Source organism: Paraburkholderia madseniana, assembly GCF_009690905.1.
Taxonomy (GTDB): domain Bacteria; phylum Pseudomonadota; class Gammaproteobacteria; order Burkholderiales; family Burkholderiaceae; genus Paraburkholderia; species Paraburkholderia madseniana.
Genome location: NZ_VOSW01000069.1, coordinates 23,892 through 49,280 on the forward strand (window position 1 = coordinate 23,892; position 25,389 = coordinate 49,280).

At 62.1% G+C, this 25,389-nt stretch carries 21 protein-coding genes and 1 pseudogene; 11 read left to right on the forward strand and 11 right to left on the reverse strand.

The features are described from left to right. Positions 1 to 20: 20 nt before the first annotated feature. Complete coding sequence (locus FSO04_RS30405; RefSeq protein WP_168435897.1) at positions 21 to 935, reverse strand: NAD(P)H-binding protein; 915 nt, start codon at positions 933 to 935, stop codon at positions 21 to 23. A 207-nt stretch (positions 936 to 1,142) separates the two neighbouring features. Between FSO04_RS30405 and FSO04_RS30410 the strand changes: the two genes are divergently transcribed. From FSO04_RS30410 to FSO04_RS30420, 3 genes are all read left to right on the forward strand, one after another. Continuing rightward, positions 1,143 to 2,078, forward strand: a complete 936-nt coding sequence (locus FSO04_RS30410) for an AraC family transcriptional regulator (protein WP_154565309.1) — start codon at positions 1,143 to 1,145, stop codon at positions 2,076 to 2,078. A gap of 105 nt (positions 2,079 to 2,183) precedes the next feature. After that, a complete protein-coding gene (locus FSO04_RS30415) occupies positions 2,184 to 3,278 on the forward strand; it encodes a triacylglycerol lipase (protein WP_154565310.1) in 1,095 nt (364 codons plus the stop codon). A gap of 4 nt (positions 3,279 to 3,282) precedes the next feature. Further along, positions 3,283 to 4,341 carry a lipase secretion chaperone gene (locus tag FSO04_RS30420; protein ID WP_154565311.1) on the forward strand — a complete coding sequence of 353 codons (1,059 nt, stop codon included), beginning with the start codon at positions 3,283 to 3,285 and terminating at the stop codon, positions 4,339 to 4,341. A 28-nt stretch (positions 4,342 to 4,369) separates the two neighbouring features. Here the strand turns inward: FSO04_RS30420 and FSO04_RS30425 are convergent, their stop codons facing one another. The 3 genes from FSO04_RS30425 to FSO04_RS30435 all read right to left on the reverse strand — a co-directional run bounded on the left by FSO04_RS30425 (position 4,370) and on the right by FSO04_RS30435 (position 6,579). Next, positions 4,370 to 5,197: an anti-sigma factor family protein gene (locus FSO04_RS30425; RefSeq protein ID WP_154565312.1), complete on the reverse strand. Its 828-nt coding sequence runs from the start codon at positions 5,195 to 5,197 to the stop codon at positions 4,370 to 4,372. Next, a complete protein-coding gene (locus FSO04_RS30430) occupies positions 5,194 to 5,712 on the reverse strand; it encodes a sigma-70 family RNA polymerase sigma factor (protein WP_154565313.1) in 519 nt (172 codons plus the stop codon). The genes FSO04_RS30425 and FSO04_RS30430 overlap by 4 nt, the downstream gene beginning before the upstream one ends. 141 nt (positions 5,713 to 5,853) lie before the next feature. Continuing rightward, positions 5,854 to 6,579: an anti-sigma factor family protein gene (locus FSO04_RS30435; protein ID WP_154565314.1), complete on the reverse strand. Its 726-nt coding sequence runs from the start codon at positions 6,577 to 6,579 to the stop codon at positions 5,854 to 5,856. A gap of 167 nt (positions 6,580 to 6,746) precedes the next feature. On the opposite strand from FSO04_RS30435, the gene FSO04_RS30440 reads away from it, so the two are divergent. The 3 genes from FSO04_RS30440 to FSO04_RS30450 all read left to right on the forward strand — a co-directional run bounded on the left by FSO04_RS30440 (position 6,747) and on the right by FSO04_RS30450 (position 8,758). Further along, positions 6,747 to 7,016 (forward strand): DUF4148 domain-containing protein, encoded by a 270-nt coding sequence (locus FSO04_RS30440; protein WP_154565315.1) that lies wholly within the window; start codon positions 6,747 to 6,749, stop codon positions 7,014 to 7,016. Positions 7,017 to 7,130: 114 nt separating this feature from the next. Next, positions 7,131 to 8,222: a catalase family peroxidase gene (locus FSO04_RS30445; RefSeq protein WP_168435898.1), complete on the forward strand. Its 1,092-nt coding sequence runs from the start codon at positions 7,131 to 7,133 to the stop codon at positions 8,220 to 8,222. Beyond that, positions 8,219 to 8,758, forward strand: coding sequence for a cytochrome b (locus tag FSO04_RS30450; RefSeq protein ID WP_154565316.1), 540 nt, complete (start codon positions 8,219 to 8,221; stop codon positions 8,756 to 8,758). The genes FSO04_RS30445 and FSO04_RS30450 overlap by 4 nt, the downstream gene beginning before the upstream one ends. Here the strand turns inward: FSO04_RS30450 and FSO04_RS30455 are convergent. Beyond that, entirely contained in the window at positions 8,755 to 11,259 is a 2,505-nt protein-coding gene (locus FSO04_RS30455; RefSeq protein ID WP_154565317.1) for a GcvT family protein, read from the reverse strand. The genes FSO04_RS30450 and FSO04_RS30455 overlap by 4 nt on opposite strands. Positions 11,260 to 11,425: 166 nt before the next feature. Between FSO04_RS30455 and FSO04_RS30460 the strand changes: the two genes are divergently transcribed. The 4 genes from FSO04_RS30460 (at position 11,426) to FSO04_RS30475 (ending at position 16,706) form a co-directional block, all read left to right on the forward strand. Continuing rightward, the gene (locus tag FSO04_RS30460; RefSeq protein ID WP_168435899.1) at positions 11,426 to 11,722 is read left to right on the forward strand and encodes a type II toxin-antitoxin system MqsR family toxin; all 297 of its coding nucleotides are present in this window, start codon (positions 11,426 to 11,428) and stop codon (positions 11,720 to 11,722) included. Positions 11,723 to 11,724: 2 nt separating this feature from the next. Then, positions 11,725 to 12,126, forward strand: coding sequence for a type II toxin-antitoxin system MqsA family antitoxin (locus FSO04_RS30465; protein WP_154565318.1), 402 nt, complete (start codon positions 11,725 to 11,727; stop codon positions 12,124 to 12,126). Positions 12,127 to 12,240: 114 nt separating this feature from the next. After that, entirely contained in the window at positions 12,241 to 13,020 is a 780-nt protein-coding gene (locus FSO04_RS30470; RefSeq protein ID WP_154565319.1) for a DeoR/GlpR family DNA-binding transcription regulator, read from the forward strand. Between the two features lie 200 nt (positions 13,021 to 13,220). Beyond that, a complete protein-coding gene (locus FSO04_RS30475) occupies positions 13,221 to 16,706 on the forward strand; it encodes a DEAD/DEAH box helicase (protein ID WP_154565320.1) in 3,486 nt (1,161 codons plus the stop codon). 675 nt (positions 16,707 to 17,381) lie between these two features. On the opposite strand, the gene FSO04_RS47730 is transcribed toward FSO04_RS30475, so the two are convergent. From FSO04_RS47730 to FSO04_RS30495, 4 genes are all read right to left on the reverse strand, one after another. Next, positions 17,382 to 17,513: a porin gene (locus FSO04_RS47730; RefSeq protein ID WP_233465025.1), complete on the reverse strand. Its 132-nt coding sequence runs from the start codon at positions 17,511 to 17,513 to the stop codon at positions 17,382 to 17,384. A gap of 281 nt (positions 17,514 to 17,794) precedes the next feature. Further along, on the reverse strand, positions 17,795 to 19,438 hold the full coding sequence (locus FSO04_RS30485; RefSeq protein WP_154565322.1) for a glycoside hydrolase family 32 protein: 1,644 nt from the start codon (positions 19,436 to 19,438) through the stop codon (positions 17,795 to 17,797). Between the two features lie 41 nt (positions 19,439 to 19,479). After that, on the reverse strand, positions 19,480 to 19,731 hold the full coding sequence (locus FSO04_RS30490; protein WP_154565323.1) for a GntR family transcriptional regulator: 252 nt from the start codon (positions 19,729 to 19,731) through the stop codon (positions 19,480 to 19,482). Between the two features lie 147 nt (positions 19,732 to 19,878). Further along, positions 19,879 to 21,459 (reverse strand): glycoside hydrolase family 68 protein, encoded by a 1,581-nt coding sequence (locus FSO04_RS30495; protein WP_154565324.1) that lies wholly within the window; start codon positions 21,457 to 21,459, stop codon positions 19,879 to 19,881. A 501-nt stretch (positions 21,460 to 21,960) separates the two neighbouring features. Here FSO04_RS30495 and FSO04_RS30500 point away from each other — a divergent pair. After that, positions 21,961 to 22,971, forward strand: a complete 1,011-nt coding sequence (locus FSO04_RS30500; protein ID WP_154565325.1) for a substrate-binding domain-containing protein — start codon at positions 21,961 to 21,963, stop codon at positions 22,969 to 22,971. 208 nt (positions 22,972 to 23,179) lie between these two features. Here the strand turns inward: FSO04_RS30500 and FSO04_RS30505 are convergent. After that, positions 23,180 to 23,479, reverse strand: a pseudogene (locus FSO04_RS30505) (DDE-type integrase/transposase/recombinase); the annotation flags it as partial. Between the two features lie 65 nt (positions 23,480 to 23,544). After that, positions 23,545 to 24,963 carry an ISKra4 family transposase gene (locus FSO04_RS30510; protein WP_154565326.1) on the reverse strand — a complete coding sequence of 473 codons (1,419 nt, stop codon included), beginning with the start codon at positions 24,961 to 24,963 and terminating at the stop codon, positions 23,545 to 23,547. Positions 24,964 to 25,389 lie beyond the last annotated feature (426 nt).

A 25,389-nucleotide genomic window follows, 5' to 3' on the forward strand; every position in this document is an offset into this window, starting at 1 on the left:
TCTCCTATCGCGAGTGCGGTTTAGCGAGCCGTCGCAGTTGCAGTTGAAGTTGCAGCGACACGCGCCAGGATCGACGCAAACACATCCGCTAGCGCAGTCGCGCCGAAGCGCCGCTCGCTGATCTCCGTTTCGACGTCGATGCGGCCCGCGTTGTGCGCGTCGTATAGATCCGTGATGAGACGCGCGTGGTTCTCACCGAGTCCCGCGCCATGGAGCATGGCGGCCCATTCGCCGCGTGGCACTTCGTAGGCCGTGATCTGGCGGTGCGCCAATGCACCGAGCGTACGCGCGACGTCTAACGCGCTGACACGCGCTTCACCTTCGATGCTCACCACCCGTGGTGACACCTTCGCCGGTCTGTCGTCGAGCAATAGTTCGGCGGCCAGCAGCCCGACATCCTGTGCGGCGACCGTCGGATACAGCTTGCTCAATGGATGATGCAGACTCGGCAGCACGCCTCTCGCGAGCGCGATTGGCAGCACGCGACCCCAGTTGTGCATGTGTTCCGCTGCACGCAGAAACGTCAACTGTGAGGCAACGGGCGCGAGTTGCGTTTCGAGGGTGTGAAACAGCGTCGTGATGCCGGTGCCGCTCGCGTGTTCCGCGCCGTAGTCGGACAGCGCGAGCACGCGTTGCGGCGGGTTGGCGCGTAATGCGCCCGCGCTCACGTCGATCATGCGCCGCATCGTGGTTGCGGGATCGGCGTCTGCGTGTGGCACTGGGCACAGTATCTGCACCGCGTACGCTCCCTCGATAGCGCGTGCTACCGAAGCTGGGTCGAGCAGATCGGCGATGGCGATTTCACAGCCGATTTCCGCTAACACGTCGCCTTGCTCGGCTTGGCGCACGACCGCGCGCACTTCGCGGCCCGCCCGGCGCAACGCCGCCGCGCTCACTCTGCCAACATTGCCTGCTGCTCCAAAGATCACGAACACGTTGAGCTCCTTCCTGGGTCGGTATGCGGCCATCTTAGGGATACGGGGACGGAGAAACGCGCGGGCACGGATCGTCGTGCGCAGATTCGGATGATTGTTTTTCTTTGTGGCGGCGCAGCACGTGTGTTGAGGCGGTGCGAGCCAAGCGAAGGAGCGAAAAACGCAGCACAATGCACACACGTTTGCCGCCATCCACGAGGAAAAGCAATGAACGCCGTGACACCGATACCGCAGCCGCACAGTGGCTCCCGCATCGCGCTGCTCTCGAGCAAGACGCTCGGCTGGCAGGGCTTCGGCGCGGAACTGGTCAACGTGTCGGCCGGGCTGCACCGGATTCCGGCGCTCAAGCATCATCGCGTGGGTGTGCATGTCGGCGCGCCGGTCAAGGCGCGTTGCATGTGCAATGAGCGCCGCTTTTCGCGGATTCAGGCGCATGGCGATGCGGATGTGATTCCCGCTGGCGTCGACGGACAGTGGACCGATGAAGCCGCCTGCACGATTTTCAGTGTGTGGATCGGCGAAGACTTCGCACAGAGGACCGTCGAGCAACTGGAATTGAAGACGAGCGAAGCGCGGCTTCGTCCGCAGTTCCAGATGCGCGACCCACGTTTTCAGCATCTGGCCTGGGCGCTACGCGCGGAACTCGAAGCGGACGATGCGTCCGATCCGCTCTTCGCCGAAAGCCTGTGTACCGCGATGGTGGTACGGCTGATCGGCAGCGCGCCGGTGCTCGACAAACTCGAGAACAAACGTCGCACGCTTGCGCCGAAGACTGCCGCTCGCGTGATCGAGTTTATCGAAGCGCACCTCGATCAACGCCTCACGCTTGGCGAACTGGCGGTGCATGCTGAATTGAGTGTCCCGCATTTCAAGGTGCTGTTTCGCGAAACGCTCGGTATGCCGGTGCATCAGTATGTGGTGCAACGGCGAGTGGAGCGGGCGAGGGCGCTATTGCTTCAAGGCAGGTTGAGCGCGAGTCAGATCGCGCTGGAGACGGGCTTTGCGCATCAGAGTAATATGGCGCATTGGATGGGGCGGTTGTTAGGGGTGACGCCGCGGGAGTTGGTCAAGTCAAGCGCGAATCCAGGCAGCATTGTCGACCTCGATGCCGTCAATGCCCGTCGCATCGCCACACTGCGATAGACCTTAGAAACGCACTGCAGCATAAGCAGTTTGGAGTTCCCGCTCTATTGCCCTCGATCGATTTGTATAGCTAAATACGCGGACTTCGCAACCGGAGGCCGTCACATGTCGAAATCGAAGGGTTCTCGCATCGTCGCCTGGGCGATTGCGGCCGCTGTCGCCAATGCGCCGCTCGCTGTGCTTCTCACAATCGCCACACCGGTTGCCATCGATCGCGCAATCGCCGCGACGTCGACCACCAGCGCCGACGATTATGCGGCAACCCGCTATCCGATCATCCTCGTCCATGGCCTCACCGGGACCGACAAATATCTCGGCGTACTCGACTACTGGTACGGCATTCAGTCCGACCTCCAGCAGCACGGCGCAAGCGTGTATGTGGCGAACCTGTCGGGCTTTCAGACCGATGACGGTCCGAACGGGCGCGGCGAACAATTACTCGCCTACGTGAAACAGGTCCTGGCCGCGACCGGCGCACAGAAGGTGAATCTGATCGGCCACAGCCAGGGTGGCTTGACCTCGCGCTATGTCGCTGCGGTAGCGCCGGAACTCGTCGCTTCGGTCACCACGATTGGGACGCCGCATCGCGGCTCGGAGTTCGCCGATTTCGTGCAGGACGCGTTGCAAAAAGATCCGACCGGTCTTTCGACATCGATCATCGGCGCGTTTGCGAATATATTCGGCATCCTGACGAGTAGTAATAACAACACGAATCAGAATGCGGTAGCCGCGCTGCAAACGCTGACCACGGCTAACGCCGCGGCCTACAACTTGCGCTATCCGAGCGCTGGCCTCGGTGCACCCGGCTCGTGCCAAACGGGCGCCGCGACTGAGACCGTCAACGGCAACACGCATCTGCTGTACTCGTGGGCGGGCACTGCGATTCAGCCGACCTCCGTGCTGGGCATCCCTGGCGCCACCGACACCAGCGCCGCCCCAATCGATTCCGCCAACCTCCTTGATCCGTCGACACTCGTTTTGTACGGCACCGGCGCGATCATGCTGAGCCGCCAGTCGGGGCAGAACGACGGACTCGTCTCGGTGTGCAGCGCGCTCTACGGCAAGGTGCTTGGCACGAGCTACAAGTGGAACCATCTCGACGAGATCAACCAGTTGCTCGGCGTGCGCGGCGCGAATGCGGCGGATCCGGTGGCAGTGATTCGCATGCAGGCGAACCGCCTGAAGACGCAAGGCGTGTGAACGGATGCGGCGATTGGAGAGGCAGCGGGGCAGCGCGCGGAGTCAGTGGCTGGTTTTCGTGGCGGTGGGTGCGGTGTCGGCGGGTGCGGCCTTGTGGCTGAACCGCCCGCCGTCCGCGCATCATGCATCCGCGCTGCATGCGGTGAATGCGGCGAGTTCTGCGAAACCCGCGCTCGCTTCGGGCAAGGACATGGCCGCCGGCACGTCGGCGGCCGGCGCATTGCCCGCTTCGCTCGACGGTTCGTCGCCACCTCATCTGCCAACCGATGGCCGCGGCCACCTCGCGCACACGCGTGCGGTCCGCGATTTCTTCGACTACTTCCTGACGGCGCAAAACGAAATCTCTCCCGCGACGCTCGATGCATTGGTGCGTCGGCAGATCGCCGCGCAACTCGACGGCACGCCGGCCGCCGAAGAAGCGGTGACTGTCTGGCAGCGCTACAACGCTTATCGCACGGCGCTCGACCAGTTGCCACAAACCTCGCCAATCCAAAGCCAGAGCGGCGCAAAGCTGGACCTCGACGCGCTGCAGCTCTCGCTCGACCAGCGCGATGCCTTAGGCACCCGCTTGATGGGCGAATGGAGCGAGCCGTTCTTCGGCGCCGAATCGCAGCAGCAACATACGGATGTGGCGCGTCTGCGCATCGCGTCAGATGGCGCGATGAGCGCCGCGGAAAAAGCGGCGCGTCTCGCCGCACTAGACGCGGCACTGCCGCCGGAAACACGCGCGGCCCACGAACGGGCACGCCCGCAGCAGGCCGCACTCGACGCGATCAGTCAGGCGCAGAAGCAGGGCGGCTCGCTCGATACGATGCGCGCACGGATTACGCAGACACTTGGACCTGAAGCGGCGCAACGCGTCGTGCAGATGCAGCAGGCTGACGACGCCTGGCAAGCCCGCTATGCGGACTATTCAAGCCAGCGCGCGCAGATCGACAAACAGGGTTTGCCACCTCAGCAACGCGACGCGCAGATTGCGCAGTTGCGCCAGCAGTTCTTCACCAATCCGAGCGACGCGATGCGCGCGGCGTCGCTCGATCGCGGCAGCAGTGCGACAAACTGAACCCGCTATCGCGACCTGACACGGCATCTCAACCCGGCGCGGCGCCCGTCAATTGCGAGTACACGTCATGCGACAGTTGCAACAGCACCTTGCGATCGATCCCGCCTGACACGGCATAGCCAAAGTCGCCGTCGACCCAGTAGAACACGTTCACCGGCCCGTCCTGATACAGCTTGAACGCGGTGGTATTCGAGTTCACCTGACGATGCGAAATGCACAGTGTCACGCGTTCGCCGTTCGGCCCGCGATACATGAACTGCGCGGTCGGCCCATCGGCGCCTGGCAACAGACGCCCGCCCGAAAGATTGAAACCGCTCTTCGAAAGCATCGGCGGATGCACATTGGTGCCGAGCCGGTTGGACAGCCACTGCACGAAATCCTGTTCGTGATCCGCCGTCATTTCGGCTGGACGGTCGACGGCGGGCATATAGACCACATGCGCCACCGCGGCTTGCCGCGCAAACATTTCCGAACTGTCCGCACTGACCGGGCGCGTGTCGGAGTGGTCGGTGACCGGCGCCACGACGTCCTGTCCCATATGCGTGCCGACGCCGATGCCTACGCCCAGCACCAGCGCTGCCGCCATCCCGGCGAACTGCGGCCAGTTGGCGGCTATGCGCCAGCGGCGCCTACTGGCCAGAGGCGTTTGCAGACGTTTGGGCACGGGCTCGCTCAGCACGCGGTCATAGCGTTCATGAAACATGCTGTTCAGCGAGAAATAATCGCTGACGCGTGTGGCCAACTCGGGGTTCTGTTCGAGCGCGCGCTCCACCTCGATGCGTCGTTCGTCGGACAGCGTGCCGTCCACATAGGCGTGCAGCTCTTGTTCGCCGATCGGAGTGTGTTGGTCGCTCATCGCACCACCTGTAATTTTGCACCGGGCTGCGTGCCCGCCATCAATGCCCGAAGCCGCTCGCGTCCGCGTGAAAGGCGCGACATGACCGTGCCGATCGGAATGTTCAGCGCGAGGGCCACATCGGCATAGCTCATTTCCTCGAGACCGACCAGCAGCACCACTTCGCGCTGCTCCATGGGCAGACGCTGCAATGCGTAGTCGAGGTCGCGCATTTCCAGCGAACGGGTCTGATCGGACGGCACGGCAAATTCGCTTTCGTGGACGCTGTCGTCGTCGACCGCCACGTGGACTGCACGCGCCGACGCCTTGCGCGCCTGATTGGCGAACACGTTATGCATGATCGTGAACAGCCACGCACGCAGGTCGGTGCCGGGCTGGAACATGCCGGTCCGGCCGAGCGCGCGTTCGAGCGTGTCCTGCACCAGGTCGTCGGCGAGATCGCGATTGTTGATCAGCGCTCGCGCATAGCGCCGCAAGCGCGGCACATGCTCAATCAGCTCGTCACGGACATCCATTTTCAATCCCAATCGTGGGCTTCTCGTGGGGCGCCGGGTGGGCGGCCGTCGATTGAACCACCACGCGCATTCGAACTGCAAACACGCGTGGGTGCATTTTATTCCGTTGTTTTTGCAGCGTTGCAAAAACCTGGAGAGGGTCTATCGCACGGTCATCACGTCGGCGGCGCGCATCAGACCGTGGGTGCGGGCGTCGCCGGCGACCACAAAGCGCTGGCGCTGCGCCGTCCAGGTCAGCAGCCTGATCTCGCCGATACGCAGGGCGGCCCACTGCGGCTGGGCCGGCGCCAGCAGTGCCAGCGTGGAAATCAGCACGACGGGGCGGTTGTCGCCGTTCAGATAGATGAATTCGCTGGCGCGTTGGAAGGGGCTGAGCGATAGGACCCTTTGATCCACCAGTCGCAATCCGATCGCCGCGAGGTTGGGGGCGGCCACGTCGGTTCGCGTCGGCGAGGCAGCGGAATACTGTGCGGCGGCGGTTTCCGCCAACGCCATCACGGCGGCATTGTTGAGTGCCTGCCGGGACACCTCTGTGGCGGCCAGCCAGCCGCTCGCGGCGACCAGTGTAAGAACGAGCGCCCCGAGAGCGTTCAACACTTTGCCCGGGCGCTTTGTGGCCTTCAACCGGTCGAGTACGCCGCGCCATCCTTCGGCGCGGGTCGAAACGGGTTCGTCAGTTGTTTGGAAGGCCTGCTGCATCTGCGCGTTGAGCCTGCCGTAGAACGCCACGCGGCGTGCTTCCGCCGGATCTTTGCCCAGATAGTCCTGCAGAAACGCAGCGCGTTCCGGCGTCAGCGTCCCATCGGCGTAGGCCTGAATGTCGGCTTCGGAAAGCGGCGAATCGGAGGGAGGGGCGGTTGAGGTCATGGTTTCGGCATTCGTCGGATTTCAGCTATCGAGTGGCGAACACACGCAGGTGTGAGTTTATTCCACATTCGAAGTTTGTTTTTTACGAAGCGCCAAGGCAGGAATAAAAGCCGCGAACCCGTGGTTATCCCTCATGCAAACCCGCACAAAACTCTCTGGAGTTCATCATGAAGAAGATTGCTTTTGCCGCATTGTCCCTCGCCGTTCTCGTCGCTTCGTCGAGCGTTTTTGCAGAAGGCAAGACACGTGCTCAGGTGTACCAGGAATTGATCGAAGCCCAGCAGAACGGCCTTGACTACGTCACTGATACGTCGTATCCGGATGTGAACCCCATCTTCGCACAGCAGGTCGCGCACAACAAGGAAGCACTTGCCGCCAAGGCGGCCGCCGCGAGCCATGCCGCGAGCAGCACCGCGCCGGCAGGCAGCGTCAATTGACGGTATCGATAGCCGGCGCGCACACGGAATGGACGCGCCGGATGTCGAATGGAATAGATCGCCGAACTCGGTGTTTGCCGATGAGTGCATCTATCCGAGAGTCAAGGAGTCGTCGTGACAAAACCATCCGTTCCCAACGCTGCGCCTCGATGCGTGCCATGCCGGCTCGCCGCGATCGGCGCGGTCGTCGCGGTTCTTGCCGGAGGCTTCGCCTATACGGCAGGCTGGCTGACACCTGCGCGGCTCACCGCGCCACGTTTCATCAATACCTTCGAAGTGGTAGCCGGCCAGGCCCATCCCGGCTATCGCCGCAACCATGCAAAGGGCTTGTGTGTGGCGGGGTATTTCGACAGTAGCGGCGCCGGTTCGGTTCTTTCACATGCCGCAGTATTCGCGCCGGGCCGCACGCCGGTCATCGGCCGTTTCGCGGTTCCCGGCGGCAATCCGTCCGCGCCCGATACGAGTTCACCGGTACGTAGCATGGCCTTGCTGTTCCAGTTGCAGAACGGTGAGCAGTGGCGCACCGGAATGAACTCGACACCTGTATTCGCGGTTCATACGCCCGAGCAGTTCTATCAGCAACTGGTCGCGGCGAAACCCGATGCCGCGACCGGCAAACCGGACCCTGCAAAGCTGAAGGCGTTTTATGCCGCGAATCCTGAGATCAAACCGTTTCAGGCATGGGTGAAAGCCCATCCGCCATCGTCGAGTCTGGCGAATGCCGCGTACTACAGCATCAACGCTTTCCGGTTTACCGACAGCGCGGGCAATACTCGCGCCGTGCGTTGGGCGATGGTGCCTGAAACGCCGTATGCGCCGATCACCGATGCACAAAAGGAAGAGAAGAATTTCCTCGAAGCCGACCTCGATCAGCGTCTGCAAAATGGACCGTTGCGCTGGCATCTGATCCTGACGGTCGCGCAGCCCGGCGATCCCATCGACGACGCGACGATGCAATGGCCCGACGATCGTCAGCATATCGATGCCGGCACGCTGGTGATCGATCACACGACGTCGCAGGAGGACGGTGCCTGTCGCGATGTCAATTTTGATCCGACCATCTTGCCGGCCGGTATCCGGCCTTCCAACGATCCGTTGCTCGCCGCGCGCTCGGCTGCGTACGCGCTGTCGTATAAGCGCCGCACGCGCGAAGAATCGTTGCATCCCGAGGTTCATCAAACGAAGTCGAACGGAGAGCGTTCATGACACAGACGCGTACCCATTTCAGTCCGCTCGCGCGACTCCTGCATTGGACGATGGCGCCGTTGATCATCGCGATGCTGTTTATCGGCGTGGGAATGGTCGCGACGGTGTCGCGGGCGCATACCACGCTGATCGCGATTCACAAGCCGCTTGGGATAGCGCTGCTGCTGTTGGTGATACTGCGCGTGAGCGTGCGTATCCGGCGCGGCAGTCCGCCGTTGCCGGCGGACATGCCCGCGCCGCAGCGTACCGTCGCGAGGCTGTCGCATCTGATCCTCTACGCGCTGATGGCGGCGATGCCGTTGATCGGTTGGGCGATGCTATCCGCGGCGGGATATCCGATCACGCTATGCGGCCCCCTGCATTTACCGCCGATCGCGCCGCATAACACGGAGTTGTTCGCGCTACTGCGTGCATTGCATACATGGCTCGCATTCGCGCTGTTCGCCACGGTGCTGTTGCATCTCGCGGCGGCGTTGTTTCATGGTTTGATCCGCCGCGACGGGGTGTTTTCAAGTATGGCGCGCGGCGGGCGTTAGCCCTTCACCCGTTCCGAGCGCGGATCATAAGGCGCCTTCAGATGCACGGTCGCCGGCAGCAGATCGCCGGCGACGTCGATCATGTATTGACCGCTGTTCAGATACGCAGCATCGGCGACGCCGTCCGGATTGTTGATATAGCCCATCGCCACCGGACAGCCGAGCGTGTGCCCGAACGCCGCCGAACTGACGAAGCCGACCGGCTTGCCGTCACGCAGAATGGCTTCGCCGCCCCACAGCATGCGATCGGCGGCGCCGTCGGCGGTGAGCACCACCATGCGGCGGCGCAGCGGCTCGGCGCGCAATTTCAACAACGCGTCGCGGCCGCGGAACGGGATGTCCTTATCGAGCTTGCAGGCAAATGACAGACCCGCCTCGAACGGATTCGTATCCGGCGTCAGTTCGCGACCCCACGCGCGGTAGCCTTTCTCGATGCGCAAAGAGTCGATCGCGTAGTAGCCCGCGTTGACGAGACCGAAGGCCTTGCCTGCCTGTCGCAACGCTTCGTACACGCTGACCGCGAACTCGACCGGCACGTACAGTTCCCAACCGAGTTCGCCGACGTAGGTGAGGCGGGTGGCGCGCAGCGTCGCGTAACCGAGATCGACCTCGCGGCTCTGGCCGAACGCGAATGCCTCATTGCTCCAGTCCGCCTTCGACACGCTTTGCAGCAACTCGCGTGAGCGCGGGCCCATTACAGCGAGCACGGCGTATTGGCCGGTGACGTCGACCAGCGTGCAGTGTTTGTCGCGCGGAATTGCTTTTTCGATGGTGTCGAAATCGCGTGTGGTTTGCGCGGTGCCGGTGACCAGCAGGTATTGATCGTCGGCGAGGCGCGTGAGCGTGAAATCCGATTCGTAAGTGCCGCGCTCGTTGAGCATGCCGGTGTAGACCGCGGTGCCGGGCGGTACCTCTACATCGTTGGCGACGATGCCTTGCAGCACGCTTTCCGCATCACGTCCTTTGACGAGAAATTTGGAGAACGACGTCATATCGAATAGCGCGACGCTTTCGCGACACGCGCGATGTTCGGCGCCGCTCCACGGCAGCCAGTTCTGCTGGCCGAACGCGTAATCGATCTGTGCTTCGGCGGGCGTCGGCGCGAAAAAGTTGGCGCGCTCCCAGCCCATTTTGCTGCCGAAGCAGGCGCCCCCATCGCGCAGCAGCGAATACAGCGGCGAGCGGCGGAACGGCCGCGCGCTGTCGAGTTCGCGATTTGGCCACGGCATCGCGTAGTGCAGGCCGAGCGTTTCCTTCACGCGATCATGCAGCCAGGTGTCGTTGCCGTTAAAACGCGCAAAGCGGCGGATGTCGACCGGCCACAGGTCCATCGTCGGTTCGCCTGCGACGATCCATTCGGCGAGCGCCATGCCCGCACCGCCCGCCGATGCGATCCCCATCGAATTGAAACCCGCGCCGATGAAAAAGCGCCGCAATTCCGGTGCTTCGCCGAGCATGAAGTTGTTGTCCGGCGTGAACGATTCCGGGCCGTTGTAGAACTGCTTCACCTGCGCTGTTTCGAGTGCGGGCACACGCTGCAGCGCATTTTCCATCAGGATTTCGAACTGATCCCAGTCGTCGGGCAGCAACTGGAATTCGAAATTATCCGGGATGCCGTTCATGCCCCACGGTTTCGCGTTCGGTTCGAAGCCGCCCATTACGAGACCACCCACTTCCTCCTTGAAGTAGATGAAGCCGTCTGGGTCGCGCATCACCGGCAGGTCCGGATGCACGCCGGCAATGCGTTCGGTAACGATGTAGTAGTGCTCGGCCGAGTGCAGCGGCACGGTCACGCCGCACAGGCGGCCCACCGCCTTGGCCCATTGGCCCGCGCAATTCACGACGATGTCCGCGCCGATCGTGCCTTCCTCGCCGTCCTTGTTGCGCCACGCGAGGCCGCTGACTTCGCGCGCGCCTGTCGTGGCGTTTGCCTTGTCTTCGAGCGCGGAGCGCGTGTGAATCGCCGTGATCCGGGTGTTCTCGACAATGCGTGCACCGCGCGTGCGGGCGCCGCGGGCGAGGGCCTGGGTCAGATCGGTGGGATTTGCTTTGCCGTCGCCGGGCAACCAGACGGCGCCGAGCAGGTCGTCGGTGCGCATCACCGGCCAGAGTTCACCGGCTTCCTGCGGGCTGATCACGTCGCACGCCACGCCGTAGGCGCGCGCGACGGCGGCGGTGCGCTTGAGCTGCGTCATCCGCTCGGCGGTGCGGGCCACCGAGAGCGAGCCACATTGCTTCCAGCCGGTCGCGAGGCCGGTATCGGCTTCGAGTTCGGCGTAGAGCGCGGTCGAGTAACGGATCAGTTTGGTCATGCTTTCCTGCGCGCGCAGTTGGCCGACGAGGCCGGCCGCGTGCCAGGTCGTGCCACACGACAACTGACCCTGTTCGAGCAGAACCACGTCGGTCCAGCCCAGTTTGGTCAGGTGATAGGCGACCGAGCAGCCAATGATGCCGCCTCCGATGATGACGACACGGGCGTGGGCGGGGATTGATGTGGACATATGTGGAAATAAGTTGAATTGACGCGCGTAGATTGCAACAAAATTTGGCAAAAAGCAACGATCGATTTGGCTGATGTGGGATCAAAGGGGATCGCGGATACGTCGGCAACAGACGGCCGCGCTACCTTTTTATAACCAAGTAGGTTAATATCAATCGGAGGCAAGAGTGGAAAAAATTACGCCTCACTGCAAATTGGCCGATGTCCAGGACTTGGCGCGTGCAGGGAAGATCAGAATCACGAAATCGGCCGTGATTGGGGCTGCGGCACTCGGCTTCGGGCCTGCAGCGATTGTCGAAACGGTGATGTCCCTTGATCGGCGTGCTTTCAGAAAAAGCATGACCACGTACGCGGACCATCGGGTCTGGCAGGACGTCTACTGCGCCATGACTGAAGCCGGCATGGTCTATTTGAAATTGACGGTGGTCGATGACGTCCTCGTCGTGTCATTCAAGGAGTGGTGAGCATGAAATGCCCGAATTGCGGAGCAGCCGAACTGGTGCGCGATACGCGCAATATGCGCTATGTCTACAAGGGAGAGACAGCCGTCTTCGAGGCCGTCACCGGCGACTATTGCCCCGCGTGCGACGAGGCGGTGCTCGACATGGACGAGGCGACCCGCACGGGTCAAATGATGCTGGCCTTCAACAAGGAGGTGAATGCATCTCAAGTGGATCCCGCCTTCATTGCCGCCGTCCGCAAGAAGCTTGAACTGGACCAGCGAGAGGCGGCGGAAATTTTCGGCGGCGGGGTGAATGCTTTTTCGCGGTACGAGAATGGCAAGACTAGGCCGCCGCTCGCGCTCATCAAACTGTTGAGAGTACTGGATCGGCATCCCGAGTTGCTGGCGGAAGTAAGGGCAGTTTGAGCTTTAGTGCGGCTTTAGCGTGCCGATTGTGGATTTATATGGGAATGCGTTGAGATTTCTTGGCGAACTATGAGGTGTTTGCTAGACTGAGCACCGTCTCCCGGTCTCGATCCTATGTTCTCCACCCAACGCCAAGCCGAAATCCTGCGACTCGTCCGCGACGAGCGCACCTGCACGATCACCGATCTTGCCGGCCGCTTTGAGGTTTCCGACGAGACCATCCGCCGCAATATCAAGCCGCTGATCGCGGATGGCCTGCTCATCAAGGTCCATGGCGGCATCATGCTGCCCGAGCGGCTCGACGAGCCGCCGTTCCAGCGGCGCATGGTGGCAAGCCGCGAGGGCAAGCAGGCGATCGGCGCGCGCATCAGCGAACTCGTGCGGGACGGCGACTCGCTGATCCTCGAGGGCGGCACGACCTGCCTGCACATTGCTCAAGCGCTCACCGCGCGCTCGCGCCTCACGGTCGTGACCAATTCCATCGAAGTCGCCCGCGTGCTGGCGCCGCGCAACGGCAACCGCGTGTTCATTGCGGGTGGCGAACTGCGCGCCGACGACTCCGCCGCCGTCGGCGACAGCGTGCTTGCCTTCCTGCGCCAGTTCCATGTGCGCTACGCAATCGTCTCGGTCACCGCGATCGACCTGCAGGGCCGTTTCATGGACGCACTGCCCGCCGATGTGGCGTTTTCGCTCGCTGCCTTTGCTCAGGCCGAGCGGCGCGTGGTCGCGGCGGATCACGCGAAATTCGGCCACAGCGCGCTAGTACATGCTTTCGGTGCGGATGCGGTCGATCTGCTGGTCACCGATGAGGCGCCAACGCCTGCGCTCGCTCAGGTGTTCGCGGCGGCGGGGCTGGAAGTGAGCGTCGGGGCATCCAGCGACCCCGCACTCTGAGCGAAGCCAGGCCATCCGTCCCTTGCACTGCATTGAAAGCCGTCTCCACAGCTAATTTCGTCCGACGCGTAAAATGGCCGGTTACCACGGGCAATCTATGCCGGGCTGAAACTGTGCGGGCAGTCGCCATTCATCGCCGCCGCGCCACTTCTGCGTCCGCGCACAGTTGCCCCCGCCGGCTTGAAAAGGAATGGACCCTGATGTCGTCAGTTTTCTTCGATCGGGAACGGATTACGGAATGGCTGGGTGACCACACCGTCGCCAAGGCGCGCTCAGTCGGCGCCGTCACGAACGTGAAATGGGACGGCGCCAAGCTCAGCGGCTACGTGCAGGGCTCACGAGTGCTGCCCTATCACACGCGGGTGCGGTTTCGTACCGATGGCGGCAGACCTTGGGCGCAGAGCGAATGCAGTTGCCCGGTCGGCCGCAATTGCAAGCATGTCGCCGCGCTGCTGCTCGCCGAGCTCGAGTATCACGACGAGATGGACCACATCACCAACGTCGACAGTGACATCGACGCCGATGAGCGCTCGTCCGCCGGTTATCCGCAGGCGTCGTCCGGAACAGCGATGCAGCCGCCATCTGGCGTGCGCCCCGAACTGGTCAGTTGGCTCGAGCGTTTTCGCGCGCGAGCCGAAGCCGCCGATGCGGTTGCCCAGAAGGCGGCCGCCGCACGTACCCAAACGCTGGCCTACCTGCTGAACTGGTCCAAGTTCCACATGCGCCACGAAGTCGTGTTGTACCGGGCGCACTGCAATCCGGACGGCACGATTGTCGAAGTCGACGAGCCTTGGGGCAATGTGGAAGCCGCCTTACTCAAGCAACCCAGGTTTGTCTCCGACGAAGACCTGTCGATCCTGCGCGGGCTTTGGCTGGGCCGCTCGCGCGAGGATTTCGGCCAGTTCATTCTGCGCGGCACCAGCGGCGCGGAGATGCTGCAAAAGCTGATCGCCACGGGGCGCCTGTTCTTCGAGCTCAAACCGGCGCCGGGTCACGAGGGGCCGACGCCGCTGTCGCGCGGCGCCGACCGGCCCGGGCGGATCGAATGGGAGCCGCTGGCGGACGAACGCCTGCGGCCTGTCCTGTGCACCGAACCGCACGCCACCATGGTGCTGCCCACCGAGCCGATCTGGTACGTGGACGGCGTCGCCAATGAAGCGGGCATTGTCGAATCGTCGCTGCCGTTCCAGCAGTTGCCCGATTACCTCGCCATGCCGCCGATCTCGCTCGCCGAAGCGCCGCTCGTCGCCTCGGTGTTGCGTGAGATCGCGCCCGATTTGCCGCTGCCGCCCACGCACGACGCCTCCGCGATCCGCGTGATCGACGTCGATCCCGTGCCGGTGCTCACGCTCAACAGCCACGCGCTGCCATCAACGGCCAAGGCGGGGCAGCGCAAGTCAGAGGCCGTTGAACTGGCCGGTGTCAGCTTCGATTACGACGGCGTCAGCATCAATGTCGATAGCAGCGTCACCCTCGTGCCCATGCCGGGCGGCGACGTCATCCATATCCGCCGACGCTACGAAGCCGAAAAGAAGCGCTTGCTCGAACTGCGCAAGACCGGGCTGCAGAAAGTGCCGACCAGTCGCGTGTACGCATCGCGGCTTTTGCCGGACACAATGCTCGGTCTGCCCGATGCCGAATCCTGGTCCGCCTTTGTCAACGACGCTGTGCCGGACCTCGTGAGCAAAGGCTGGCGCGTGACGATGGCGCCGGAGTTCCGCTACAACATCATCGAGATCGACGCGATCGACGGCACCGCGCAGCAGGCGGGCGACGGCTGGTTCGATCTGGAGATGGGCATCCGCATCGGCGAGCGCAATGTGCGGCTCGAGCCGCTGCTCGCCGATCTGTTCCGGCGCGACCGGCGCTGGCTCGGCGGCGCGCTTGAAGCCATCGCCGACGACGAACCGATCGAGTTGAAGACCGAAGAAAACAAACGCCTGCGTTTGCGCGCCGACCGGCTGAAGCCGGTGGTGCGCGTGCTGGTCGATCTGTTCGACGCACTGGGCGGCACGTTGGCCGACGGCGCGCCGCTGCGGGTGCCCTCCGTCGATGCGGGCCGCCTCGAAGCATTGAACAGCACGGGCCGCTGGCAATTCCAGGGCGACGATTCGATTCGCCAACTGGCGCAGCGTCTGCAGGCCGGCCCGGGCTTGCACGAGGTGCCGGTACCGCGTGGTTTGAAGGCGGAACTGCGCGCGTATCAGCAGCAGGGCCTGAACTGGATGCAGTTCCTGCGCGAACACGATCTGGCCGGCGTGCTCGCCGACGACATGGGTCTCGGCAAGACCGTGCAGACGCTCGCGCATATCCTGGCGGAGAAGGAAGCCGGACGGCTCGACCGTCCCGCACTGATCGTCGTGCCGACCACGCTCGTGCACAACTGGCGCGAGGAAGCGCGCCGCTTCGCGCCCGACCTGAAAGTGCTGATATTGAACGGCCCGCAGCGCAAGGAGCGTTTCGAGCAGATCGGCGAGCACGACCTGATTCTTACGACTTACGCGCTGCTGTGGCGCGATCAGAAGGTGCTCGCCGAGCATGACTATCACCTGCTGATCCTCGACGAGGCGCAGTACGTGAAGAATGCCAGCACCAAAGCCGCGCAGGCGATTCGCGGATTGCGCGCGCGGCATCGGCTGTGTTTGACGGGGACGCCGTTGGAGAATCACCTCGGCGAACTGTGGTCGCAGTTCGATTTTCTGTTGCCGGGCTTTCTCGGCAGCCAGAAAGACTTCACCAAACGCTGGCGCAATCCGATCGAAAAGAACGGTGACGGCGTGCGCCGCGCGCTGCTGGCGCGCCGCATCCGGCCGTTCATGCTGCGCCGTCGTAAGGACGAGGTCGCGAAGGAGTTGCCGGCCAAGACCACCATCGTCTGTTCAGTCGATCTCGAAGGCGCGCAGCGTGATCTATATGAAACGGTGCGTACGGCAATGCAGGAGCGGGTGCGCGCGGCGGTCAGCGCGCAGGGCCTCGCGCGCAGTCACATTATCGTGCTCGATGCGTTGCTGAAGCTGCGCCAGGTTTGCTGCGATCCGCGTCTCGTGCGGAAAATCAGGGTTGACGAGGCGCCAGGCGAACCAGGCGAACCGGGCGGGAAGCGCAGCAAAGTGGAAAAAGCGGAAAGGGTCGAAAAGGGCGCACGTGTCACGCGTTCGGCCAAGCTAGATTTGCTCCTCTCGATGCTGCCTGAATTGATCGAGGAAGGACGCCGCGTGCTGCTGTTCTCGCAGTTCACGGGCATGCTGGCGCTGATTGCCGACGCGCTCGAGGAAGCCGCGATTCCCTACGTCATTCTGACTGGCGACACGACGGACCGCATCACGCCGGTCGAGCGCTTCCAGCAAGGTGACGTGCCGTTGTTCCTGATCAGCCTGAAGGCGGGTGGCGTGGGTCTGAACCTGACCGCTGCGGATACCGTGATTCATTACGACCCGTGGTGGAATCCCGCCGCCGAGAATCAGGCGACCGACCGCGCCCATCGGCTGGGGCAGGATAAGCCCGTATTCGTCTACAAGCTGATTGCCGCGGGCAGCATCGAAGAAAAGATCGTGGAGTTGCAGGAGCAGAAGGCGGGACTCGCCGACAGTATTCTCTCCGAAGACGCCGCCGGCGCCGCCAAGTTCTCCGACGACGACCTCGACGCGCTATTCGCACCGATGCCGGAGATTGAAAGCGGCAGGTGAAAAGTGTGGGCCGCGCCTGCCGCGGAGATTCTGACGGCGGCGCGACGCACCCCCAAAAGCGCCAGGTTCGCCGCCAATCCGCCAGTCTTTTAATTTCAACCAACCGATCTAACAATTCTTAAACGATTGTGTTGCGCCTTATTCAGTGGGAATGTTGGGAGAAGCCTACGCTAGAACCAACGCAGGGCAACGTAAGTGTCTTCCGTCGGAGTTGAAAGCCAGGTTCCTTGCGAAGACTGTGAATTTCACTGCGGGGAAAAGCTTTGTAGAACCCCTGCCGTAGGGCCTGCTCTGGACTGATGTCTTTGACGTCAGTCGGTGCCACGAGAGGACTCGAATTTTATGTTTAAGTACTTGATTGTGAAATAAAAAATTTCAAGATCTGCGTTAGATTTACGCATGTGTATACGCAAAATTACCGAGCCCTCCGGAATGCTGTTCCGTGGCGAATAGTGCCGAGCGCCTCGACTCCGGGCAGGCTCTACAGCTTGGGACGATTTATTCCTTTCGTGGGGTGCAGGTGGGAGGAGGTTCAAATCCTCTCGCCCCAACCAAAGAAATCAAGGCCTTATGGATGCATGTCCATAAGGCCTTTTTCGTGTGCGCCCAGCATGGGCGCATTGCCGGAAGCCAGATCGTCGGGCTGTGCGGTGCGAGCAACTGGCGGTACGACGCTTACTGCCGCCCGCCCGTGGTCGAGCCGAGCGTCGTCGTACTGCTCTGATAACCGATGCCGGTGCCGACGATACCGTGCAGCGTGACGCTGCTTTGCGCCATCTCCGGTAACGCGGCGAGCGTCAACGACACGGTCCGACTTGTGCCAGGCACTGCTCGAAGGGGTCTCAATGAGCGCCTCGCTTCGGTTGGCAAGAAAGCTCCCGCACGAACCAGCCGATCCACGCCTTCGCGACGTCGGCGCCAAACGGCATTTGAGTCACCAAAACTGTTTTCTTGAGCGCTGCCGTATGGGTGACCTATCGGTGGTGTTTCACCGGAGAGGCCATCCTCCCTCCAGAATTCTTCGCTGGCACTCCGCATCAAGCTGAGTTTGGGCCGAAACCGGCTAAACCTCGCAAGAAGAACGTCTGCTAGCGCGCATGCAGGGTGCTGCGCGGATCGGGAAGGTCGGTAATGGATATATCGCTGAATGTCGCCGTGCCGTTGTCGGCGAAAAGGGACAGGCGATCGTCGTCGAGTGCAGGGAAGATCAGATCCGTCACGACGATTTCGCCGCCACCCGCAAACACTTCCACCGAGTTCCTGTCGGCCACAATAGTGAGGCGCAACTTCCCGTTCTCCAGTGGCAGATTGACGATGTGCTGTTTGCTGAACGCATCCGAGAAACCGGTTTCGCCGGAGCTCGAACGGTCGAGCGTCAGCGTCTGGGTACTGGTGTCGTAGAAGATGCGGGTGCCAGCAGCGCCATTCGCCGAACCTCGCACGATGAGGCCGGCACGCTGTGCGGAACGCGGCGTGATTGTCAGGTCGATGTTTTGCACGGTGCCTCGCGTGGACGGCGCGAGTTCCTGTGTGCTGGACGAAACCGTGCGCTCCTTTATGCGCGTCGTGGAACCTTCGCGTACGAGGGACGCGTATTGCTCCACCGGCTCGAACGTCAGTCGCGGCATGCCGTCGACCGTCGTCAGCGACAGCACGCGGGGAAGCGCCATCGCACCCTTCCACGGAGCGGTCGGTATGCGGGCCGCGTAGTCCCAGTTGCTCATCCAGCCGATTGTGATGGCTTTGCCGCCCGGCGCGCCGGCGAAGGTTCCCGCCGCGTAATAGTCCGCGCCGTGGTCGAGCCATTGATATCGTGAAGGATCGGAGCCGGCCGGCGGCACGTGCTCCGGCGTGAACGTCCTGCCGTCGAAACTGCCGACGAAATACATCGCGCCGGACCCACCGGCAATCGACCATGGGTTGACGTTGACGATCATGACCCACTTCTGATTGTGACTGTCTCCATCGAGAGGAAGCGGGAAGAGATCGGGCATCTCCCACAATGACCCTTGATGAGGAATGTCCGGAAGCGTGAAGTCGCTCAGGAACGTCCAGTTAATGAGGTTGTCCGACCGGTACATTTTGACCACTTGCGCGTCGGCGACGACGGTAGTCATCAACCAGTACCCACCCGGCTCGTACCACGAAACCTTAGGATCGCGAAAGTTATTCGATTCCGGGTTGAGCGTCAGCACCGGATTGCGAGAGTACTGCTGCCATGTCTGGCCATCATCCAGACTGTACGCGAGCGACTGAGCCTGGGTGCCCCGCGGATGTCCAGATCCAGCCTTGTACGCGCTCGTATAAAGCGCCACGAGTGGCGATGAATTCGCGGGTCCCAATCCGGCGGTGTTGTGCGTGTCGACGACGATTGAGCCGGAAAAAATCTCCTCGGTCTGATTCGCGCGCATCGCGACCGGTTGCTCGGTCCAGTGGAGGAGATCGCGGCTGGTGGCATGTCCCCACGACATGTCCCCCCAGACATTTGCATTCGGGTTGTACTGATAGAACAGGTGATAGACGCCCTTGTCGTAGACCAGGCCGTTGGGATCGTTCATCCAGTTGCGCTGGGGCGTGTAGTGAAGCGCGGAGCGCCATTGCGGCGTACCTGAATCGCCTGCGGCCGGCAATGGGTACGACGCAGCGTTCTCTGTAATTGAAACCGTCAGCGCGGCGCACAGCAGCGACGACAGAAGGCGCGAGTGGCGGAAGGGGCGTCGCGAGTCATGCATGAGTTGTTTTCTCCTTGCAGCGAGCTGAAAGCATCATCTGCTCAGGCCGGTTGCCCGAGAATGACCGTGCCGCTGCGTTTGCTGCCGGCCGTCAAGCCGCGGCGCGCCGTTTCGCGCATCGCGCGGTTCACCGTGTTCACATGAAGGCCGAGGAAATCGGCGAGCAGGCGTTGCGAGGGTAGTCTGTTGCCCGCCTTGATGTGTCCAGCACGGATCGCCGTTTCGATTTCGTCGGCCACGGCTAGATAGGCCGGCCCGCGGTGGGCAGACAGGTTGGGAATCCAGCGGTTCATCGTTGCATCGTTTATTCGGTGGATGCGGTTGCGACTGGGCGAGGGCAGACCACTTCTGCCTGCTCTCGCCGTGTCAGCGCCGCTTATCCGCCGGAATTACCGCAGCCGGCTGCGGCGCCGAAGCGCAAACCGCCGGAGGCGCCGTGATCACCGGCCCTGGCCGTTGCCTGGCGCGGCCGTGGTCGCTGGGATATCGCCGTAGCCGCCGAGCCCACCGTTGCCATAGGTGCGATCCACGGTCGTGGACGCGCCGTCGATCCGGATCTTCACCGTCGGCGCCAGGGTGCCGCCGCGTCGCGAACCGATGGCGTCGATGAACGACTCGACGAGGCCACCCGGCATGACGTAGTGCGAATAAGACTGGAACGCGCGCGGATTCTGGTTCGGATCTTCCGCGTAAGGCGCGCCGACTGGCGCGTCGAAGTCGGTCGGGTTGCCGAGCGCGAGACCGCTGCCGCCATTCAAGGGCAGGAAGTCGCTGCGTATGCCGTTGCCCACAAAGCCGTACACGCCGTCCGGCCCGTCTACACCAGCGGCCATCGTCGCGCGGTGGCTGATTGTGAAGAGGTAGTACTTGCCGTCCTTCATGTAGATCTGCGGGCGTTCCGTCTGATCGTCCACGCAGTTCGCGGACAACAGCGGCGGCAGGAATTTCCACTGGGTGAGCTGTGGGTTGGTCGCGATGGCAAGGCCGACGTTCGCCTTCTGGTACACCGCGCCCGAGTTCATCACCGTATTGAGGTCCTCCTTGTACGGATCATTGGCTGCATAGCCGAGGTCCGCGTCGGTACACGTCCGGGCGCCGCGGGGGCCGCCCGTGTTGCCTTCGAACACCATGTAGGTCTTGCCCGGATGCGCGGGATCGGTGAAGACGAACGGATCGCGGAACGAGTAGTAGTCGTTCTGCTGACCCGTCTGATACATCGCCCCATCGGGCTGAAGCAGGGCCTCGTGGTCGTCGAAGCCCGTGAACCAGACGTGCGTGTCGTCTGCGTGAATGTGTCCGTCCGCGCGCGAAATGATCGCGATTGGCGGCGTGATGTCCGAGCCGCCTGGCGCCGAGCGGTTGAACGACAGCGCCGTGTAGTAGAGGCTCACATTGTCGCCGTGGATCAGGCGCGCGGAGCCGGACCATTCCGCGTTGTTGGTCATCGGTGCGTTGCCGAATACCTTGGCGCTCGCACCGTCCGGGAACAGGTGGCCGCCCCATGTCCAGCCGCCGTTGGCCGGACGCTGGGACGCCGGAATGCCCGCGCGGCGATAGAAGAAGCCGATGCGTGCATGCACGTGGCGATCGTCGAACGTGTAGCCTGCGTGCGGATCCGCTGTCAGCGAGAAGATGATTTCCCAGCCCTTGAAGCTCAACTGGTTCGCACTCAGATCGGCCAGCGGCCACGTGTCCCATACCCACACGTTGGAATTGATGAGTGGAAAGTCCTGCGGAATGTCCGGCATGGTCAGCGACGCAGGCAGCGAGTTCTTGTCCACCGCGCTTGCCGTATGCGACTGCGCCTTGATCTGACGGATGTCAGCGCGGGTCCAGCGCATGGTGAAATTGCTTTCCGGGTCATAGGCCTGCTGCGTGTGCGGCGTCGGCGCAGGAAAACCCGGCACCGACGACTGAGCCAGCGCGGGTGCCGCCGCGGTGACGAGCAGGGAGCCGCAAACCACGGTGGAACGCAGGCGGGCACGAGTCGACAGGGATTGGGAGGATCGGAGTCTGTTCATCGGGTGTCACATCCTAAGGTAAGTGCGCAACGAAGGCTGCCCGAAACCGCCGGAACAGCGGAAAAGCTGCCATTTGACTTATTAGCTATCCGAAATATCTGATTCAGTATCTCGAGATACCGGGTACTGGAGACAACAGAAAGCTCACTGCGGCGAAACAATGAAATGAACTACGCTTGTCGGCTCCGCCCGCCCTTGCTTTCAGGTGGATGAAGCTGGAGCGTTCCGGCAGCCGAATGCAGCAATTGTTCGCCGCAACAGGGCCGCCGGACTGTTTTTTAGCGGGCCAAAGATGGTCTCTCGCGCGCCCGTGTCAGGATGAACGGCTCCAATTTCTCGAAGCCAGTATCTTTCCAAACCGGTTTGGATCTTAGTTCAAACCGGTTTGGATTGTCAAACGCGTTTGTGGGCTTGAGGTAACATGGCGACTGGCCGGGGGCCGGGAAATCCAGCTCTGCAAGGGCGGTCACGTGCAAAACAGGAAATTCCAAGGGTGGAACTTTGAAGGTGAGTCTGAAAACGCTGTCCGATTCGCTCGGACTTTCCCGCACGACCGTTAGCCGTGCGCTAAACGGATACGACGACGTCAATGAAGCAACGCGCCAGCGGGTCATCGAGGCGGCGCACGCGCTGGGCTATCACGCGGATCCGACCGCTCGCCGGCTCGCGACAGGCCGCGCCGAGGCAGTGGGCATGATCTACCCGTTTGGGACGGACGATCTTGGCGATCCGCGCCTCGGGGAAGTGGTGGCCGGCATGACGGAGCGCCTCGGAGAGAGCGACCTGGACCTGATCATCGTCTCTGCCCGGCCGAATGCGGAACTCGAAACGTACCGCCGCCTGGTCGAAAACAAGCTGGTGGATGGTCTGATCGTGGCGCGGACTCAGATCGACGATGCACGCATCCAGTTCCTACAGGCACGCCAGTTTCCGTTCATCGCCTATGGACGGACGAACAGCCCTGTGCCTTATGGGTGGTTCGACTTCGACAACGAAGCCGGAGCCCGGGCTGCGGCACAACGTCTGATTGCCTTCGGCCATAGAAGGATTGCCTTGATCAGTGCGCCGCTTACGATGAGCTTTGCGGCACAACGGCGCGCCGGATTTCTGAGCGCGCTAGGCGAGGCGGAGATTCAGTCGGAGGCTTCGCTGATGATCGAGGGCGCGTTTGACCGGGTGCACGCTTACGAAGCGACGCGTGCACTGCTTGAACTTGCCGAACCACCAACCGCGTTGCTGGTGGACAACAACATTGCCGGCGTTGGCGCGTTTCGCGCGATCAGAGACAGCGGCAAGCAGCTCGGCACGGACATCTCGCTGATTGTCTATGACGGTGTGCCGTCCGACGTCGCGTCACCCCGCACGGTAACGTCCATCGTGCAGCCGACAGGGCACTCGTCCGGCAGAATCATTGCTGAACTGATTCTGGATGCGATAGCAGGCAAGGGGCATGCGCACCGGTTGGCACAGCCGCATATCGAGCCTGGCGACACCGATGGGCCGCTTACTTGACTACGTCCGCCGAATCCACAAAACACGGGGTTCACAAAAAGGCATACGACGAAAAGGAGCGCGCTCGCTATCGAGGGCGCTTCGTCGCTTGAAGTCAACGGCGCTGTTACGTTGACGGGGCGACGGCGTAAAAACTGCTGGGAACGTGTGTTGGTTGTGTCGCAATAAGGCCGGCAAGGCTAGAAAGCGGTGCCATGCTAGGGATTCCTTACATGACCGGTGAATTGAACTGCTCTGCGGCAGTTCGCGTGACGCCATCAGCTTTCATCTGCCCTTTCCTGATCATATGCATCGTTTCGATGCCCGACAGGATGATGCGGGCACAACTAAAATTCTTGAATCCCAGCATCGGTCGGGTACGGCGCTTGATCGCCCGGTGGTCCTGTTCGATGAGGTTATTCAGATACTTGTTCTGGCGGACCTTGATCGGCGTGTCGCGCTCGGCATTGAGGGCCTCCAGCGCAGCCAGATTGGCGCCGCTTTTGTCGATCGTTACCGTCTCGGGTTTTGTTGGTGTTCACAATTGCCGCTAGCCGTGTCGATGGGAGTGAACAAAAAGTGGGGGAAAGGCGCTCATTGTCGAGCGACCTCCGGCGATCTGAAGTGAGGGAAGCGCTTGGCGAAACACGTCTCCAGCCTCCCGTCGAGCAGTTCTATTCGGGTTTGCAGTAGGTAGTGAGCGCCCTTCAACGACCAACGCATTTGTTGACGTTTCGTGAGCCGTCGGTTTATCAAATGATTCATGACCGATTCGGCCGATGCCGACGATACCCGACGGCCGTTCATACGTGCTTGTTGATAGTCGATAAGATCGCTCCGATTGTTCACAAGGAAAGTCAATAATCGAGCGGCTGCGCTACTCGCTGTGCCAGCGCCGAGACCATAGAACTGTGGCAAAGATCCGATCTCAAGATTCAGGGAGGCGATGAGGGTACGTAGGATCTCGATTGCCGCGTCGCCCCGGCCGCGCCACAGCTTGTCGCGCACGCGATTTATTAGTCGCTCGCATCGCCGCATCACCACCGGTCGCTGGTAGAGAGGAAATGTGTATGCGCAGAGCGCTGACCGCACAGCGTGAAGTTTCATGCCGATGTGAAACCAGTCAAGAATCCGCGGTGCGACGCAAGGCGCCACTGAAGTCACTAACGATCGCATACCCCGGGCACCATCTGTGACCACGTCGACCAAAGTAGAATGGACCCAGTCACACTGGTCGAGTGCAGCAGCGATAAGCACGCGTGTAAGGCTTGGACGCTGGAGAGCACGAGCGAATCGTCGAGCCGCTATCCCCTCACACTCAACACGGCCCGCGATAACTTCGATCCTGCGCACCTCTTCCAGCGGCACCGCCGTGACTACCGTGCCGTCAATTGCGAGACGCAGGTGCTTCGTTCCACCACGGTGTTGGGTTCCCGCGAACCACCCAACGTAGAACTGGTCGTTTTCAATTTGCTCACCGCAGTTGAGCGTCTCTTTGCGAACAGTGGCGTGAGACAGAGTTTGCAACCCGGTGAGATCGGCGATATTGCGTGCAGCAGACCGGTAGGAAACGGCAGCACCTCGCTTCGCACACAGGTATGCAAGCTCCGGCGTACGTCGTCCCGGTAGCAAACTTTCTATCGGGCACTCGGAGAATCGAAGATCCGCTGAGTCATCGTTCTCGTCGAGCGGTTCAGGGGTGCACAAGCACGATATCACCCGGGGCACTCGAACTTTGACACTGCCCAACGCGGTCGCAAACACCCGAGGGCGCCAGTCTTTTATACGGCGGTATCGCCCGCAATGTCTGCAGCGGCGGCGTCGAGCATCGTAGGCGCGGATCTGGTCCTGAGCCACCACTTGTTGAAGACTGGAAAGCAGGCTTCTTGCCTCAGACATCGACAATCCGAAGTCAGCCGGGGTCGCTCCTTCGAGCGGACGCTGAAACCTCGCCAACGGCACATTCTCGTCGGCACCGTCTCGCTGCAGGTAAATCGTCCAGTGCATATCCATCCGTCACCTCGCTGAACGGGTGTCGAAGGTAGCTTAGGGCAAACCGCCGCGCTCCCCCAGTTTTTGTCCACTCCCATCAATTGTGAACGCCAACAGCAGCGGTGGTCGTCGTGTCGCCGGGGTGGCATGGCGACCGTTACTGCGACGGACGCCGCTACTGGGATCGCGACGAATGGGAAGAGCGTCATCGCCATCACGGGCATGGGCCCGATCACTGTCCGCCGGGACATGCGAAAAAAGGCGAGTGCTGATCAGCGTTTCGAACTGCGGCCGCGAGGAAGGACGTAAGTGCGTTCGAACGGCTGTGTTCCGGCACCCCCGTTTGCTTAGTGCCCGGCACACATCAAGCGGTCGACTCAACGTGACGCCGCGACGCCGCTCACCCGTCGAGCGAAGCGTCCGGGAACGCGTCGCAGAGAAACTACA

Coding starts and splice junctions, on each gene's coding strand:
- FSO04_RS30410 (WP_154565309.1), top strand. CDS start 1,143: ATGAACGCCGTGACACCGATACCGCAGCCGCACAGTGGCTCCCGCATC.
- FSO04_RS30425 (WP_154565312.1), bottom strand. CDS start 5,197: ATGAGCGACCAACACACTCCGATCGGCGAACAAGAGCTGCACGCCTAT.
- FSO04_RS30510 (WP_154565326.1), bottom strand. CDS start 24,963: ATGGATATGCACTGGACGATTTACCTGCAGCGAGACGGTGCCGACGAG.
- FSO04_RS30495 (WP_154565324.1), bottom strand. CDS start 21,459: ATGAACAGACTCCGATCCTCCCAATCCCTGTCGACTCGTGCCCGCCTG.
- FSO04_RS30475 (WP_154565320.1), top strand. CDS start 13,221: ATGTCGTCAGTTTTCTTCGATCGGGAACGGATTACGGAATGGCTGGGT.
- FSO04_RS30465 (WP_154565318.1), top strand. CDS start 11,725: ATGAAATGCCCGAATTGCGGAGCAGCCGAACTGGTGCGCGATACGCGC.
- FSO04_RS30415 (WP_154565310.1), top strand. CDS start 2,184: ATGTCGAAATCGAAGGGTTCTCGCATCGTCGCCTGGGCGATTGCGGCC.
- FSO04_RS30440 (WP_154565315.1), top strand. CDS start 6,747: ATGAAGAAGATTGCTTTTGCCGCATTGTCCCTCGCCGTTCTCGTCGCT.
- FSO04_RS30470 (WP_154565319.1), top strand. CDS start 12,241: ATGTTCTCCACCCAACGCCAAGCCGAAATCCTGCGACTCGTCCGCGAC.
- FSO04_RS30435 (WP_154565314.1), bottom strand. CDS start 6,579: ATGACCTCAACCGCCCCTCCCTCCGATTCGCCGCTTTCCGAAGCCGAC.
- FSO04_RS30450 (WP_154565316.1), top strand. CDS start 8,219: ATGACACAGACGCGTACCCATTTCAGTCCGCTCGCGCGACTCCTGCAT.
- FSO04_RS30455 (WP_154565317.1), bottom strand. CDS start 11,259: ATGTCCACATCAATCCCCGCCCACGCCCGTGTCGTCATCATCGGAGGC.
- FSO04_RS30420 (WP_154565311.1), top strand. CDS start 3,283: ATGCGGCGATTGGAGAGGCAGCGGGGCAGCGCGCGGAGTCAGTGGCTG.
- FSO04_RS30485 (WP_154565322.1), bottom strand. CDS start 19,438: ATGCATGACTCGCGACGCCCCTTCCGCCACTCGCGCCTTCTGTCGTCG.
- FSO04_RS30430 (WP_154565313.1), bottom strand. CDS start 5,712: ATGGATGTCCGTGACGAGCTGATTGAGCATGTGCCGCGCTTGCGGCGC.
- FSO04_RS30490 (WP_154565323.1), bottom strand. CDS start 19,731: ATGAACCGCTGGATTCCCAACCTGTCTGCCCACCGCGGGCCGGCCTAT.